This is a genomic window from Agrobacterium sp. ST15.16.055 (assembly GCF_027956555.1).
GTDB lineage: Bacteria > Pseudomonadota > Alphaproteobacteria > Rhizobiales > Rhizobiaceae > Agrobacterium > Agrobacterium salinitolerans.
Window position 1 is genome coordinate 100978 of sequence record NZ_JAQKGN010000012.1, and the last position, 16392, is coordinate 117369.

7 protein-coding genes are annotated in these 16392 nt (G+C 59.6%); 4 read left to right on the forward strand and 3 right to left on the reverse strand.

Translation table 11 applies throughout. The features are described from left to right. The first annotated feature begins 77 nt into the window (after positions 1-77). On the forward strand, positions 78-1052 hold the full coding sequence (locus PL599_RS17070) for a threonine ammonia-lyase (protein ID WP_137412315.1): 975 nt from the start codon (positions 78-80) through the stop codon (positions 1050-1052). An 8-nt stretch (positions 1053-1060) separates the two neighbouring features. On the opposite strand, the gene PL599_RS17075 is transcribed toward PL599_RS17070, so the two are convergent. Next, positions 1061-2164, reverse strand: a complete 1104-nt coding sequence (locus PL599_RS17075) for an NAD(P)/FAD-dependent oxidoreductase (protein ID WP_269824803.1) — start codon at positions 2162-2164, stop codon at positions 1061-1063. A gap of 229 nt (positions 2165-2393) precedes the next feature. Here PL599_RS17075 and PL599_RS17080 point away from each other — a divergent pair, with 229 nt between their 5' ends. Beyond that, the gene (locus tag PL599_RS17080) at positions 2394-2537 is read left to right on the forward strand and encodes a hypothetical protein (protein ID WP_003505150.1); all 144 of its coding nucleotides are present in this window, start codon (positions 2394-2396) and stop codon (positions 2535-2537) included. Positions 2538-2608: 71 nt separating this feature from the next. Here PL599_RS17080 and PL599_RS17085 read toward each other — a convergent pair whose 3' ends face one another. Continuing rightward, on the reverse strand, positions 2609-3787 hold the full coding sequence (locus PL599_RS17085) for a M20 aminoacylase family protein (protein WP_162520502.1): 1179 nt from the start codon (positions 3785-3787) through the stop codon (positions 2609-2611). Positions 3788-4363: 576 nt separating this feature from the next. Here PL599_RS17085 and PL599_RS17090 point away from each other — a divergent pair. Next, the gene (locus PL599_RS17090; RefSeq protein WP_269824804.1) at positions 4364-12859 is read left to right on the forward strand and encodes a GH36-type glycosyl hydrolase domain-containing protein; all 8496 of its coding nucleotides are present in this window, start codon (positions 4364-4366) and stop codon (positions 12857-12859) included. A gap of 624 nt (positions 12860-13483) precedes the next feature. On the opposite strand, the gene PL599_RS17095 is transcribed toward PL599_RS17090, so the two are convergent. Then, the gene (locus tag PL599_RS17095) at positions 13484-15250 is read right to left on the reverse strand and encodes a glucan ABC transporter ATP-binding protein/ permease (RefSeq protein WP_077985439.1); all 1767 of its coding nucleotides are present in this window, start codon (positions 15248-15250) and stop codon (positions 13484-13486) included. Positions 15251-15589: 339 nt separating this feature from the next. Here PL599_RS17095 and PL599_RS17100 point away from each other — a divergent pair, with 339 nt between their 5' ends. Beyond that, positions 15590-16327: a helix-turn-helix transcriptional regulator gene (locus PL599_RS17100; RefSeq protein WP_077985440.1), complete on the forward strand. Its 738-nt coding sequence runs from the start codon at positions 15590-15592 to the stop codon at positions 16325-16327. The last annotated feature ends 65 nt before the right edge of the window (positions 16328-16392 follow it).

A 16392-nucleotide genomic window follows, 5' to 3' on the forward strand; every position in this document is an offset into this window, starting at 1 on the left:
TTTTTCTTTTCCAAGCGGTTTCGCAATTGAGTGCGACCTCTTAATGTACCCGCAAATCCGCATCACAGGGGCATGACATGACAGATATTTCGATGATAGAAGCCGCGCGTGGGCGCATCGGCAACCATGCGGTTCGCACACCGCTTCTTTCATCCTCTTTTCTGGACGAAATTGCCGGGCGAAAGCTGTTCGTGAAGGCTGAATGCCTGCAACGAACCGGTTCTTTCAAGTTTCGCGGCGGCTGGTCGGCCGTCTCCGGCCTTCCGGCGGAGGTGCGCGCCAAGGGCGTGATCGCCTTTTCCTCCGGCAACCATGCGCAGGGTGTGGCGCTTGCCGCGAAGCTGCACAATGTTCCTGCCGTTATCATCATGCCGTCGGATGCGCCGAAGATCAAAATCGAAAATACCCGCGCTTATGGCGCAGAGGTCGTGCTTTATGACCGGGCGAACGAAGATCGCGATGCCATTGGAGATCGCCTTTCGAACGAGCGTGGGCTGACGCTTATAAGGCCCTATGACGAACCGCTGGTCATTGCCGGGCAGGGAACAGTAGGACTGGAGATTGCTGAACAGGGCGCGGAACTGGGCATCGATGCGGCGGAGGTTCTGGTGCCTTGCGGTGGTGGTGGCCTCACATCCGGCGTCTCCCTTGCGCTTTCGGCGAAAGCGCCGAACTACAAGGTCAGAACTTCAGAACCGGAACGGTTCGACGATGTGGCTCGCTCCCTTGCCTCGGGCAGGATCGAGCGTAACGCCACGACCTCGGGTTCGATCTGCGACGCGATTGTCACGCCGCAGCCCGGCAATATCACCTTCCCGATCATGGCGGGGCTTTGCGGAAAAGGCGTCGTCGTGACCGAAGATGAGGCGCTGCGTGCGACGGTTCTCGCTTTCAACCGGCTGAAGATTGTTGTTGAACCCGGCGGCGCGGTGGCCCTGGCGGCGGCGCTATTTCATGGCGATGAACTGGAAAGCGAAACGGTGATCGCAGTTGCTTCCGGCGGCAATATCGATCCGCAGATCATGGCCGGCGCGCTGTCCCGTTTCGGGTGAGGTTGAGATCAGGCCTCGAAGCGTGCTGCGACCTCCCCGGCAATTGCCAGCGAGGCGGTAAGTCCGGGGCTTTCTATGCCGAAAAGATTGACGAGGCCGGCAAGACCGTGTGTTTCCGCCCCATCTATGCGGAAGTCCATGGCCGGTTCGTCCGGACCGGAAATCTTTGGCCGGATACCGGAATAGGCCGGGATCAGCGCGTGATCGGGAAGACCTGGCCAATAGCGCCTTATAGCGTCTCCAAAACCCTCCATGCGGCGGGGATCGACGGCATAGTCGACTGTGTCCACCCACTCCACATCCGGCCCGAAACGGGTCTGGCCAGCGAGATCGAGCGTGAGATGCACGCCGAGACCATGGGTGTGCGGCGCGGGGTAGATCAGCCGTGAAAAGGGCGACTTGCCAGCCAGCGAAAAATAGCTGCCCTTGGCGAAACGCGCCTGCGGGATCACTTCGTCCGGCACTCCTTCGATCTTCCTCGCCACCATCGGTGCGACAAGGCCGGCAGAATTGACGAGCAGCCGGCATGTCAGGCTGGTGGGCTCTGCGCCTCCGACGTGAATCCGGAAACCATCGCGAATCACTTCTGCCTTTTCGATGGGTGCGTTCAGGGCAAGGGCAGCGCCGTGATCCTGCGCGTCTCCAAGGAGCGCCAGCATATAACCATGGCTGTCGATGATACCGGTCGAGGGCGATATCAGGGCTGCGACGCAGGCGAGTGCGGGTTCGAGCAGGAGCGCCTGTCGCGCATCGACTAGCTCAAGGTCGTCGCAGCCGTTAGCTATGCCTTTTTCACGCAGGGCGGCGAGCATGGCCACCTCTTCATCGCGCGTGGCGACGATGAGCTTGCCACAGCGGCGATGTGAAACGCCGTGGCTTTGGCAGAAGGCGTAAAGCCGCTCCTTGCCCTCCACGCAAAGTCGGGCCTTGAGGCTTCCGGTTGGATAATAGAGCCCGGCGTGAATGACTTCGCTGTTGCGGGAGGAGGTGGCCGAGCCGAATTCCTTCCCGCTTTCGAGGATAATGGCGGAAAGGCCACGTATCGCCAGTTCGCGCGCTGTCGCCAGCCCTATCACCCCGGCTCCGATGATGATGGCGTCGATATCCGTCATGGTGTTTTCCGTGCCCGCCAGTGGTTTTGAGGGGAGATGCCCTCCGCCGCGCTGATCCTGCGCCATGGGTAGATTGATGCTTGCCGGTGGGCAAGTCGCAATCGGTATTTTTCCCGATGCGCCAATCTTATGGAATTTTATCTCTACGGAAACAGTGGGGAATAAAGCTATTTTACAAGCGAGATAAGCAATGCCCGCTTTGAAGGGCCGAGCAGGCAAGGAGTATACAATGTCTTATTCCAAGGCAGGAAAAGTAAAAGACTTTGTCTCGCAGCCCCAGTCGCCGCGCAACTGGAAAGATTCGGTACATGCGGCTCTTGTCGGCGTCTGTGTGGCTTTTGTCGCCGCCGTCATCTTCGGTCTCGTTCCCTGATCCTCCCGATTTTCTCATCAGGTAATTTGAGAAGGCCGGTCGCTCCTCCGACCGGCCTTTTTCATGCCCATTCACGCCTTCAGGTAATCTTCCGCCAGATCGACCCAGAATGCGGTTCCGATCGGCAGGATATCGTCGTTGAAATCGAATTTCGGATGATGCAGCGGCGGGTCGTTATCGGTGCGGGCGGTGCCGAGGAAGAAATAACAGCCGGGCCGTTTCTCCAGCATATAGGCGAAGTCTTCCGCACCCATCGACGGCCGCTGCATCTGCGCCACCTTGTCAGCCCCGGCAAAACGCCGGGCGAGATCGGCGACATAGTCCGTTTCCGTCTTGTGGTTGATCGTTGCGTTATATCCGCGCTCATAGTCGATGGTGACGCTCATGCCGTAGCTGGCGGCCTGGCCTTCGGCTATCGCCCGGATGCGTTTTTCCAGCTCGTCGCGCACGCCCGGATCGAAGGAGCGGATGGTCAGCAGCATTTCCGCCGTTTCGGGAATGACATTGCTGGCAGCACCGGCATGGAACGCGCCAACCGTGACGACCGCCGATAATTGTGGATGGATGTTGCGTGACACCACGGTTTGCAGCGCCATGATGATGCTTGCGCCGGCAACGATGGGGTCGGCTGCATCCTGGGGTTCTGCGCCGTGGCCGCCGTAGCCGTTGACAGTAATCTTGCACTCGTCGACGGCGGCAAGGATCGGCCCGTCACGCAGCACGAATTGCCCGAAGGGCACACCGGGATCGTTATGCAGGGCAAAAACCGCATCGCAGGGAAAACGTTCGAACAGCCCGTCCTCGATCATGATGCGGGCGCCGCCGAAATTCTCTTCCGCGGGCTGGAAAATCAGATGCAGGGTTCCGTTGAAATTTTTACGCTCCGCAATGATCTTCGCCGCGCCGAGCAGCATGGCGGTGTGGCCGTCATGGCCGCAGGCGTGCATTACGCCCTGATTGGCGCTCGCATAATCCACCCCGGTTTCCTCGTGGATCGGCAGGGCGTCGATATCGGCGCGGATGCCGAGCGTGCGGGTGCTGTCGCCATTGCGCAGGGTAGCAACGACACCCGTTCCGGCCAGCCCCCGCGTAACCTCATAGCCCAGCGCGGCCAACTGTTCGGCAATAAAATCCGACGTCTTGAACTCCGAAAGGCCGATTTCGGGATTGCGGTGCAGGTGGCGGCGAATGGCCACCACATCCGCCATATGATTGGCAAAGGATACGAGATTTGCGGTCTGTCTGGTCATTTTTTAAAGTCCCGGGTTCGGCCGTTTTTCCGGCGCCTTTTGCAAATGACATAGCAGCATATGCAGCCATGCGTAAGGGGCGTGGCCTGCCCTGAAACGCGCTGAAATTCAGCGCTTGCATCGTGCCGCGACAGGTGGCATGGAACTATTGACGTCCTGGGGCATTAGCTTCTTTCGGATGTGGCGCGGACCTTCTCGGTTCGTGTTGCCTTTCAGGTTGTCAACGGGGGATTATCGGACGTTGCGCGAACAATTTTCGCCATCGGGGAGGGTGCGAAATCCGGTCGGAACGGCAATGCCGGGCCGAACGACGCCGCTTTCTTCTCTTCATCGAAAGCGCCCCGTCCGCGTCGATCTCCAGCTTCGCACACATCCCGGAATAATGACGCTGCAGCATGATGTGCCTGCGGATGTTATGCGCTTGACGATCCGTTCCGCACAGCGTCTGGTCCGGTTCACCGAAGGTTCAGGATAAGTCATAAATATAGCGTGGCCCGATTTTCGTGTGTGTTCCCGCCACGGACGAATTGCCGGTCAAGTTGAACCAGTTTCCATAAAGTTCAGAATACGAGCCCGATGTCATTTCATATTACCCCGACCGCCGCCGCCCGTGATTCAGAGACGAAGCAGATCGATCACAACGATTCGATCCGCGCGTCCTATATGACGGTCGAGGAACTGCATGATGCGGGCGCCGCGCTTTCGCGCGATGGCGCCGACAGCCTTCCCGGCTTCATGGAGTTCGATTTCTTCGAGCGTCACCGCGAGAACGAGAAGGAAATCCTCAGGGTCTATCGTACGACTGCCGTCGATGCGGAAAATGGCGCGACAATAACGCCGGCGGCGGAATGGCTGCTCGACAACCATTACGTCATCGAAGAGGCGATCCAGGAAGTCCGTCGCGATTTTCCGCGCAAGTTCTATCGCCAGCTGCCGACGATGACGGTTGGCGGGGTGACTGTCCCGCGGGTTGTGGCGCTCGGCTGGCTTTATGTCGCCCATACCCACAGCACGGTTTCGCGCGAGAACATGACGGCGCTGGTGGATGGCTACCAGACGTCAAAGACGCTGCAGATCGGCGAATTGTGGGCTCTGCCGTCGATCATCCGTTTTGTGCTCATCGAAAATCTTCGCCGCATCTCCATCCGTGTGGAACGTTCGCGTCGCATGCGCCAGAAGGCGAATGAAGTCGTCGATGAAATCATTCGACTCAACGATGCGGAAGCCTCGGCAGCGCTTCTCAAGCAGGTCGATTCGCTGGTCGACGACCCGACTTTCGCGACGCAGTTCCTTTATCGTCTGAGGAACGGCTCGCAGACCTCAGGTTTTGCCGTTGCCTGGCTTGAAGAGCGTCTTCATGCTGCCGGTACCGACGCCGAAAACATCATGATGTCGGAACATAATCGCTTAGCATCCGGCAATGTGACGATGGGCAACATCGTTAAGAGCCTGCGTGAAATCGACGACACCGAATGGTCGGTGTGGTTCGAGGAAGTCAGCCACATCGACAAGGTCCTGCGCGAAGAGACCGACTACGAGGTTCTGGATTTCGGTTCACGCAACACCTACCGCAATACAATCGAACTTCTGGCGCGCCGCTCACCCAAGACCGAAGTCGAGGTTGCGCGCGCCGCTGTCGAAATGGCGCGTTCGGAGACGCCGGCCGGTGCGGATGAAACCCATCGCGTCAATGTCGGCTCCGTGCTTGTGGGCCAGCGCCGCTTCGAACTCGAAAAGGCTTTGGGGTACCGGCCCCTGGTGTCGCAGCATATTGTCCGGGCCATGCGCAAGTTCAACTGGCTCGCGATTGCGGCGCCGGTGCTGCTGATCACCGCGCTCGCCATGCTCGCCGTCGGCTGGTTCCTGGCGCAGGCCGGTATGCCCTGGTATGTTGTGACCGCCTTCCTGCTGATGTTCGCATTGCCCGCATCCGAAGGCGCAACCGGCCTCTTCAACACGCTCGTCACTTTCTTCGTGAAACCGTTCCGGCTTGTCGGATACGAGTTCAAGAATGGCATCCCGCAGGATGCCCGCACATTGGTTGCCGTGCCCTGCATGCTGACCAGCCGCGATAGCGTCGACGAGATGATGCGCAATATCGAGGTGCATTATCTCGCCAATCCGCATGGCGAGATCTACTTCTCGCTGGTGGGCGACTGGCGTGATGCGCAATATGAACAGTCCGACGACGATCTCGAAATTCTCGATTATGCCAAGCGCGAGCTTGCGGCGCTGAACAGCCGTTATGCCTTTGACGGCAAGACGCGCTTCTACCTGCTGCACCGCCGCCGCCTCTACAATCCGGCCGAAGGCTGCTGGATGGGCTGGGAGCGAAAGCGCGGCAAGCTGCATGAGCTGAACATGCTGCTGCGCGGCGACAAGGATACGACTTTCCTTGGCGGTGCGAACATCGTGCCGACCGATGTCAAATATGTCATGACGCTGGATGCCGACACGCGCCTGATGCGCGATGCGGTGACCAAGCTCGTCGGCAAGATGCACCATCCGATCAACCGCCCGAGGATCGATCCGGAATCCGGACGAGTTGTCGAAGGCTACGGTCTGCTGCAGCCGCGTGTGACGCCCTCGCTGACGACGGGCAAGGACGCCTCCGTCTTCCAGCGCGTCTTCTCGATCAATCGCGGTATCGACCCTTATGTCTTCACCGTTTCCGACGTCTATCAAGACCTGACTTCCGAAGGCACTTTCACCGGCAAGGGTCTTTACGATGTGGACGCCTTCGAAGCGGCGCTGAAGGGCCGGATCGAGGAGAATTCCATCCTCAGCCACGATCTGCTCGAAGGTTCCTTCGCGCGCTGCGCGCTGGTGACCGATGTGGAGCTGGTCGAGGATTTCCCGACCCGCTACGAGGTTGAAGTCTCGCGCCAGCATCGCTGGGCGCGTGGCGACTGGCAGCTGCTTCCCTTCATCCTTGACCGTGCCCGTGGCGTTACCGCCATCGGCCGCTGGAAGATGGTCGACAATCTGCGTCGCTCGCTGACGCCGATCGCCTGGTTCTTCGCCTCGATCCTCGGCTGGTATTTCATGGATCCGCTCGGTGCGCTGATCTGGCAGATTCTGCTGATCTTCTCGCTGTTCGTCGCGCCCACGCTTTCCTTGCTGTCGGGACTCGTGCCGCGCTCCACCGATATCGTGCCACAGGCGCATTTCCACACCATCTGGTCCGAAATCCGCGCCACCAACGCACAGGTTGCGCTGCGCATCGTCTTCATCGCCGATGCCGCCTGCATGATGACGGATGCGATTGCACGTTCGCTGTACCGCCTGCTCGTCAGCCACAAGCTGATGCTGGAATGGCGCACCGCCGCCAGCATGCAGTCGAGCGCACAGGGCGGCATCGTCGATTATTACCGCCAGATGTGGCATGCGCCTGTCGTGGCCATGCTGGGGCTGTTGTTTGCGTCGCTGCCGGGCGACAACGCCTTCCTGATCGGTATCCCTTTTACGCTTCTTTGGGTTCTGTCCCCGGCCGTCGCCTGGTATGTCAGCCAGTCTGCTGAAACCGAAGACCGATTGTTCGTTTCGGAGCATGTCTCCTTCGAACTTCGCAAGATCGCGCGTCGCACCTGGCGTTATTACGAGACCTTCGTGACAGCGCAGGAAAATCACCTGCCGCCGGACAACTTCCAGGAAACGCCGGAGCCGATTGTCGCTTCGCGTACCTCTCCCACCAATATCGGCGTCTATCTGCTTTCCATCATTTCGGCGCGCCAGTTCGGCTGGATCAGCTTTGCCGATACGCTGGAGCGGATCGAGAACACGATCCAGACCGTCGAGAAGATGGAGAAGTATCGCGGTCATCTCTACAACTGGTATCATACCGACACCTTGCAGACGCTTGGGCCGCGTTATGTTTCGGCAGTGGATAGCGGCAACCTCGCCGGCCATCTGATTGCGGTTTCGTCCGCCTGCCGCGATTGGGCGGAGGCGCCGTCCGCGCATCTTCAGGGTAATCTGGACGGTATTGGTGATCTTGCCGGCATTCTGCGCGAAACGCTGAAGGCATTGCCGGACGATCGCAAGAACCTGCGACCGCTGCATCGCCGGCTTGAAGAGCGCATCATCGGCTTCTCGAACGCCCTTGCGTCCGTCAAGCGCGAGCATGAATTCGCCTCGATCCGTGTCATCAATCTCGCGGTTCTTGCGCGCGATATCCAGAAACTCGCCACCAACGTCGATCACGAGGTGAAATCCGCGCAGAGCGCGGAAGTGACGCGCTGGGCGCAATTGCTCGTCGATTGCTGCGAGGCGCATATTTCAGACAGCGCCATCGACCTCACCAACATGGAGCCGCTGCGACAACGTCTCGCATCGCTGCGCGACCGCAGCCGCAACCTCGCCTTCTCGATGGATTTCACGTTCCTTTACCGCAAGGATCGCCGTCTTCTGTCGATCGGTTACCGCGTCGAAAGCAAGGAGCTCGACGAGGCCTGCTACGACCTTCTGGCTTCCGAATGCCGCCTGACCAGCCTGTTTGCCATTGCCAAGGGCGATCTGCCGACCGAACACTGGTATCGTCTTGGCCGTCAGGTCGTGCCAATCGGTGCGCAGGGCGCGTTGGTGTCGTGGTCGGGTTCGATGTTCGAATATCTGATGCCTCCGCTCGTCATGCAGGAGCGTCAGGGCGGCATTCTCAACCAGACCAACAATCTGATCGTCAAGGAACAGATGAACCACGGCCGCCGTCTCGGCACGCCATGGGGCATTTCCGAAGCGGCGTTCAACGCCCGCGATCACAACATGAACTATCAGTACACCAACTTCGGTGTACCGACCCTTGGCCTCAAGCGTGGTCTCGGCCAGAATGCGGTGATCGCGCCTTATGCGTCGATCCTCGCCAGCCAGTACGATCCCGACGGTGCACTCGAAAACCTTGACAAGCTGCGCAAGCTGGGCGCGCTTGGACAATATGGTTTCCATGATGCGGTGGATTTCACGCCGACGCGCGTACCGGACGGCAAGGTCTGTGCGGTGGTCTATAACTATTATGCTCACCACCACGGCATGTCGATTGCGGCCGTCGCCAACGTCGCTTTCGACGGCGTGCTGCGCGAACTCTTCCATTCCGATCCGGTGATCGAGGCGGCCGAACTGCTGTTGCAGGAAAAGGCGCCGCGCGAAGTGCCCGTCATGAGCGCCAAATACGAGCCGGAAACCCCCGGCAAGGAACAGGCCGACCTGTTGCGTGCGGAAGTGCGCTCCATTGCCGATCCGGCGGTGCGCGACCGCGAGGTGGTGTTCCTCTCGAATGGCCATTATTCGACCATGCTTACCTCCACGGGTGCCGGTTATTCGAAGTGGAACGGACAGGCGATTTCCCGCTGGAAAGCCGATCCGACAGACGATCGATGGGGCACCTTCATCTTCCTGCGCGATACCACCAATGGACAATGGTGGAGTGCGACGGCGGAGCCGCGTGTCATCGAGGGTGAAAAGACCAAGACGATCTTTACCGATGACAAGGCCGAGTTCCACAAGACAACAGGCGATCTGCAGAGTGTTGTCGAATGCATCGTCGCCACTGAGCATGATGCCGAAGGCCGTCGCATTACCCTGCTGAACGTCGGTTCCGAGGATCGCTACATTGAAGTGACCTCCTATATGGAGCCGGTCATCGCGTCTGAGGATGATGACAACGCCCATCCGCTCTTCTCGCGCATGTTTGTGCAGACGGAGATCGGCCGCCGCGGTGACGTCATCCGCGCCTGGCGCAACCGTCGCAGCCCGAACGAGCCTGGCACCGTCATTGCGCATCTGGCCGCCGACAATGCCGGCCCGTCGCGCCCGACGGAATTCGAAACGGATCGCGCCAAGTTCATCGGTCGCGGACGCTCGCTGCGCGAAGCTGCGGCTTTCGATGCCGGTGCAACGCTCTCCAGCACCGACGGTTTCACGCTCGATCCGATCCTCTCCCTTCGGCGCACCGTGCGCGTGCCGGCCGGCAAGAAGGTGAGCGTGATCTTCTGGACGATCGCCGCGCCAAGCCGCGAGGAAGTCGACAAGGCGATCGATCGCTATCGTCATCCGGACGCTTTCGCCCATGAACTCGTGCATGCCTGGACACGCACGCAGGTGCAGATGCGCCATGTGGGTGTCACCTCGCAGCAGGCGGCCGCCTTCCAGCATCTCGGCCGTTATCTGACCTATCCCGACATGCATCTGCGTGCGGATTCGGAAACGCTGAAAACAGGCCTCGCCTCGCAGCGCTCTCTGTGGCCGCTTGCCATTTCGGGCGATTTCCCGATCTTCAGCCTGCGCATTAATGACGACATGGACATGGATATCGCCCGTGAGGCGCTGAGCGCCCACGAATATCTGCGTTCACGCGGCGTGATCTTCGATCTCGTCATCGTCAACGAACGCGCTGCGTCCTATGCCCAGGACATGCAGCATGCGCTCGATCATATCTCCGAGGCGCAGCGTCGTATCAATCCTGCCGATGGCGGACGCCCACATGTCTTCTCGGTACGCCGCGACCTGATGGACGAGGAAACATGGAATGCGCTTCTCGCCGCGTCGCGTGTCGTGCTGCATGTTCGCAACGGCAAGATCGTTGACCAGATCAACCGCGCGGTCTCGCTGTTTGCGGCCCATCGCGGCCCGGATGGCACGAGTGACGCGGCACAGGCCCGTCTGCCGGTCTCGGCCTTCCCGGTTGCGGAACCGGTCGAGGACGCCGGCGATCTCGATTTCTGGAATGGTTTCGGCGGCTTTGCCAAAACCGGCCAGGAATATGTGGTGCGTCTGAATGGCGGGCAGTCCACGCCGCATCCATGGATCAACGTTATCTCGAACGAGAGTTTCGGCTTCCATATTTCGGCCGAAGGCGCCGGTTTCAGCTGGAGCCGCAATTCGCGTGACTACCAGTTGACGCCCTGGACCAATGACCCTGTTATCAACCGGCCGGGCGAGGCCTTCTATGTCGCCGATGTGGAAACGGGAAAGCTCTATACGCCCTGTGCCGCCTTGTCGCGCGATCCTGAAGCCATGTTCGAAACTCGCCATGGTCTCGGTTATTCGATCCTGACCGGCGTGGCGGATACGCTCGAAGTCGAGCTGACGCAGACCGTTGACCGTGAAAAACCGGTCAAGTTCTCGCAGGTCATTGTGCGCAACAAGGGTTCGAAAAGCCGCCGTCTGAAGGTCTATGCCTATGTGGAGTGGGTGCTTGGCAATAACGGCCAGAAATCCGCGCCGTTCATCCTGAGCAGGCATGATGCGAGCAGCAACGCGATCTTTGCATCGAACCCCTACAGCATCGACTATAGCGCCCGCACTTCGTTTCTGACACTCGATAGCGAGGCAAGCGGCTTTACCACCAGCCGCCGGGAATTCATCGGTCGTTTCGGTTCGGCACAGGCGCCGCAGGGCATCGTGTCCGGTGCGGCGCTGAGTGGCACCACCGAGGTCGATGGCGATCCCTGCGCGGCACTGATGCAGGAAATCCACCTGAAGCCCGGCGAAGAAAGGCACATGACCTTCATTCTCGGCGATGCCGACAATGCGGAAGAGGCCGAAGCACTGGTGAAGGATGCCCGCCAGGCGGACTTCCAGACGGTATTGGATGCGAGCAAGGCATTCTGGACGGGCTTTACCGGCCAGTTGCAGGTCGCTACGCCCGATGCCGGCTTCAACCACATGGTCAATAACTGGCTGCCTTATCAGGCGCTCGCCTGCCGCATTCTGGCGCGCACCGCCTTTTACCAGTCGAGCGGCGCCTTCGGCTTCCGTGACCAGTTGCAGGATACGCTGGCCTTCCTGCTCTACCAGCCGGATCTCGCCCGCAAGCAAATCCTGCGCGCGGCAGGCCGCCAGTTCCCGGAAGGCGACGTGCAGCATTGGTGGCTGCCGCTGACGGGCGCCGGTGTCCGCACGACCATCTCGGACGATGTGGTCTGGCTCGCTTATGCCATCAACCAGTATGTCTCGGCCACGGGCGATGTCGCCATCCTCGATGAGAGCATTCCCTTCCTGAAGGGCCCGGCATTGATGCCCGGCCAGCACGATGCTTTCTTCCAGCCGGAGACGAGCGACAGGTCCGTCACGCTTTACGAACATGCGGCGCTAGCGCTTGATCTCGCCATTCACCGTACCGGGGAGAACGGCCTGCCGCTGATCCTCGGCGGAGACTGGAACGACGGCATGAACCGTGTCGGCGTTGGCGGCAAGGGCACGAGCGTCTGGCTCGGCTGGTTCCTGTCAGGCGCATTGCGAGACTTCGTCGAGATCGCCGAGAAGCGCGGCGATACTGACCGCGTCGCCAAATGGTCGTCGCATCGGGAAAGGCTGCGCAATGCGCTGGAAACAGCGGGTTGGGATGGCAGCTATTACCGGCGCGGCTATTTCGATGACGGCACACCGCTAGGCTCGTCCGAAAGCGAGGAATGCCGGATCGATTCGCTCGGCCAGAGCTGGAGCGTTCTCTCCGGCGAAGGCGAAGAGGCTCGGTCGCAGCAGGCGATGGATGCGGTTATGTCGCATCTGGTCGATGAAAAGACCGGCATCATCCGGCTGTTCACGCCGCCCTTCTCGCGTGCGCCGCATGATCCGGGCTACATCAAGGGATATCCGCCGGGTGTGCGCGAAAACGGCGGACAATATACCCATGCGGCGACTTGGGTGGTTCTTGCGCTTGCCAAGCAAGGTCGTGCGCAGGAGGCATGGAACTGCTTCCAGCTGCTCAACCCCGTCAATCATACGCTCGATGCGGCGGCGTCGGAAACCTATCGGGTCGAACCCTATGTGGTGACTGCGGATGTCTACGGTGAAGGCGCCTACGCCGGCCGTGGCGGGTGGAGCTGGTACACGGGTTCTGCCGGCTGGCTCTATCGTGCGGCCGTCGAGGGTATTCTCGGCATCACCCGCACCAACGGAGAGCTGCATATTTCGCCGTCGCTGCCAGACGACTGGAGCGGTTTCTCGGTGAAGATCACGCTCGACGGGAAGGCAAAGGACATCGTCGTCAGCCGCAAGGCAGATACGGCGGCAGTTTCCGTTTCCGTCGATGGCAAGGTCCTGTCGGCAGATGATCGGGTGATTTCCTTCGACTAAGACGATCAGGTCTCCGTTCGCCTATAAACTCAGGCTCGCGTGGTAACGCGGGGGCCTGAATCTTTATGGGGCTACCCTGACCTCCGACTCAGCCTATGGGTCGGATCATGGTATGGCACCGGGCTTCCTTCGCAGCACTGGCTGGAAGGTGCTGCAGCGCCGAGACAGGCTCATATTGGCGAAGGCTTCGATGGCGCGGTGCCGGATCGTCCGGTACGGACTGTCTCGTCAATCCTTTCGAGAAAGCAGCAGTCACAAATAGTCGGTCGATCGGAGGGGAATTATCCAGGAATTCAGCGCATCTTTCACAGAACTTGGGCTGTTGGCGTTGCTCACCATTCTTTCGTTAACGTTGTCGTGTTGGCTGGCGCGCTGCCCACGGAAGACGAGCGTCGGAATGACGCTTGGCGTGGTGCTTGGAGTTTTCCTGATCAAACTCGCAGCTATCGTTGCCTTTCTGGGAACTGTCCTCCCATGCGCGCAGATTGATTTCTGGCTGGCAAGTTCCTTGACCGGAATTCTTTGATAGGCGACCTGTGATCTGGCGGGGTCGCCGGGAAGCGCACAAAGAAAAAGGGCGGACAACATGCTGTCCGCCCTGTCTTCATTCCGTCAGCCAGACCCTTAGGAGGCAATAGCCTTTGGCCGGGGTTGCTGGTTTTCGTCTTCCGTTAGCAGGCCGCTGGTGCGCAGTAGCGAGGTGAAGCGACCGCCGCGCTGGGTCAGTTCATCGAAGGTGCCCTTCTCGATGATCCGGCCCTGATCGAGGAAAAGAACGAGATCGGCATCGCGGACCGTGGAAAGGCGGTGCGCGATGATAAAGGTCGTGCGATTCTTTCGCAGCGCATCCACGGCGGCCTTCACACGGGCCTCGGTTTCCACGTCCAGCGCACTGGTTGCCTCATCGAGAACCAGAATGGGGGCGTTTTTCAGGATGGCGCGTGCAATGGCGATGCGCTGGCGCTCGCCGCCGGACAGGCGGTTGCCGCGTTCACCCACCTGGGTCAGATAGCCGTTGATGCGGCTGTCGATGAAATCCGTCGCCGCTGCTGCCGCCGCTGCTTCCACCACTTCCGCATCGGTGGCCGATTCACGGCCGAGGCGGATGTTTTCGCGAATGGAGCGGTTCAGCAGGCCCGCATCCTGAAACACCGTGGCGATGGAGTTGCGGAGCGAATTTTTCGTCACCGTCGAAATATCGGTTCCATCGATGAGTATCTGGCCGGAATCGGGGTCGTAGACCCGCTGCAGGAGATTGATGAGCGTGGTCTTGCCAGCGCCCGTCGGCCCGACGATCGCGACTGTCTCGCCAGCCTTGGCCGTGAACGAAACGTCGTGAACGCCCTGCTTGGTGTTGGCGAAACCGAAATTGATGTTGCGGAACTCCACGGTGCCGGAGACATTCGACAATTCGCGCGCATCGCCCGGTTCTTCCCGTTCCTTGACGGAATCTTCCAGCACGAAGAAATCCACGAGCTTGGCGCGGGCTTCGAAAATCTGCGTCACGAATTGGCGCATCTGGTCCAGACGGCCGATCAGGAGATTCGCGAAACCGATGAAGGCAATGACATCGCCAACGCGCAACTCACCGTTCTTCACCAGCATGGTACCGATGACGAGGATGATCATCATCGAAACGGTGGAGGCCGTGCGGTTAAGTGCACTGGCGAAGGCCCACCAGTCCAGCACCGGATATTGCGCGCTCAGCAGCTTTTCGGTGAAAGATTTCAGCGCTTTCGTTTCGGCCTCGATGCGGTTGTAGCTGTGCAGCACCGACACGTTGCTGATGGAGTCGCTGACATGGGCAAAAACGCTGTGATAATGCTCTTCGACCGAAGCCTGACCGTCTTTGGTGCGGCTCATCACCCACTTGCCGATGTACCAATAAACGATACCGAGGCCGATCAGCACGAAGCTGAGGCGCAGGTCCATGGACATGGCTGTCGGCACAAGCAGCACCAGTGCGACGAAGGTGGCGAGATGCGTGCGCATGAATTCGAGCCACAGGCCAAACAGCGTTTCGCTGGCGCGCAAAAGCGTGTGCAGGGCGTTGGAGGTGCCGCGCTGATGGTGCCAGGAGAGCGGCATTGAGATGATGCGCCCGAAGGCTTCCGTCAGAAGCGACGCGCGCCGGCCATGGGCCAGCCTGTCGGCCTCGCGGGCAACAGCCACATAAGCGACAGTGTTGAAGACACCGAAACCCGCCCACAAAATGAGGATGGGCGCGACATTTGTGCCGGAAGAGATGGCGTCGATGATCCGGCCGAACAGCACCGGTTCGGCGATGGTGATCGCTGCAAGAATGACGTTGGCGATGACGACCACCGTCACCCGCCATTTATGAACGGTCAGATAGCGCAGCGCGCGTGTGTAAACCTGAAACAAGGTCAAATTTTCAATCCAGTCCGAGCGTCTTTTTCGAGCGGTTGTTTGTTCGGCCTCAAGGCAAGTTATTTTAGCAAGGTTGCATGAGACGGCGAAATTTGTGTAATTATCGCTCTTTCTGTCTGAATGGCGGCTTAACAGATCGACCGCGCGTGCGAACCGAAAAAAACCGAACCTGATGTTTCCGGAGGCCTGCCGTCACAAGATTTCGCATCTTCGTTTCAGGGATTGCTAACGACGATATGTTCAATCTCAACCGACCGGCGCCCGAGTAACATGACGTCATCGCGGGACCATGTCCTTCGTGTCATTCCCTTCAAGCCAAGCTCCGGACCCCGTGTCTTTATGCATGATATTCTTCACTTCATCTCTGCGTGTTACCAAGCGGGAAGCGCCGACCGCGTTCGCTCTGAATTTGTAACGCTCATTCGCGAATACGGTTTCGAATATTTTCTCGTCAGCAGGCGGATGACCGGTGAGCTCGCCTCCACCGGACACATCCTCGCGCAACACCTGCCCGAAGGCTGGCTGGAGGTCTACAGGGCAAAAAAATACAATCTTGTCGATCCCGTCCGCAAAGTGATCGGCATGGTGCACAAGCCATTTCAGTGGAAGGAAGCGCTGGAGGGGCTGCCGCGTGCGATGCATCGCAAAAGGGCGAGCGTGTTTTTCCACGATGCCGGCCGGTACGGTCTGCAGGGTGGTTACGCCTTTCCCGTGCACGGCCGTGCGGGCTTCATCGGTGCGGTGTTCATTGGCGGCCAGGATCGGCAATTGCCCTCTTTGCAGGTGGAGTTACTGGATGCGGCCACGCGTGCCGTGTTCTGGCGCCTTCTCGATCTTTCCGGGCAGGCCCATGGTTTCAGCAATGCCCCTGACGTTTCCGCTCTCGAGCTTACGAGGCGCGAAATGGAGGTGTTGACGCTGATGGCGGACGGTATGACTTCCACCGAAATTGGACGCCAACTATCGATCTCCAACCACACGGTCGACTGGTACATCAACGGGATCCAGCGCCGTTTCAGCGCCAAGAACCGACAGCACACCGTAGCGCTTGCTTTTCGCCATGGTTTGCTGAGCTAACGCAAACAGGACAGTTCTCGCCGGAATTGCTCTTTCCAAGACAGGGTTTTGCTGCTTAATTCCGC

Bases quoted from the DNA above. Each gene is read 5' to 3' on its own strand.
- PL599_RS17080 (WP_003505150.1), top strand. From the start codon at position 2,394: ATGTCTTATTCCAAGGCAGGAAAAGTAAAAGACTTTGTCTCGCAGCCC.
- PL599_RS17090 (WP_269824804.1), top strand. From the start codon at position 4,364: ATGTCATTTCATATTACCCCGACCGCCGCCGCCCGTGATTCAGAGACG.
- PL599_RS17100 (WP_077985440.1), top strand. From the start codon at position 15,590: ATGCATGATATTCTTCACTTCATCTCTGCGTGTTACCAAGCGGGAAGC.
- PL599_RS17070 (WP_137412315.1), top strand. From the start codon at position 78: ATGACAGATATTTCGATGATAGAAGCCGCGCGTGGGCGCATCGGCAAC.
- PL599_RS17085 (WP_162520502.1), bottom strand. From the start codon at position 3,787: ATGACCAGACAGACCGCAAATCTCGTATCCTTTGCCAATCATATGGCG.
- PL599_RS17075 (WP_269824803.1), bottom strand. From the start codon at position 2,164: ATGACGGATATCGACGCCATCATCATCGGAGCCGGGGTGATAGGGCTG.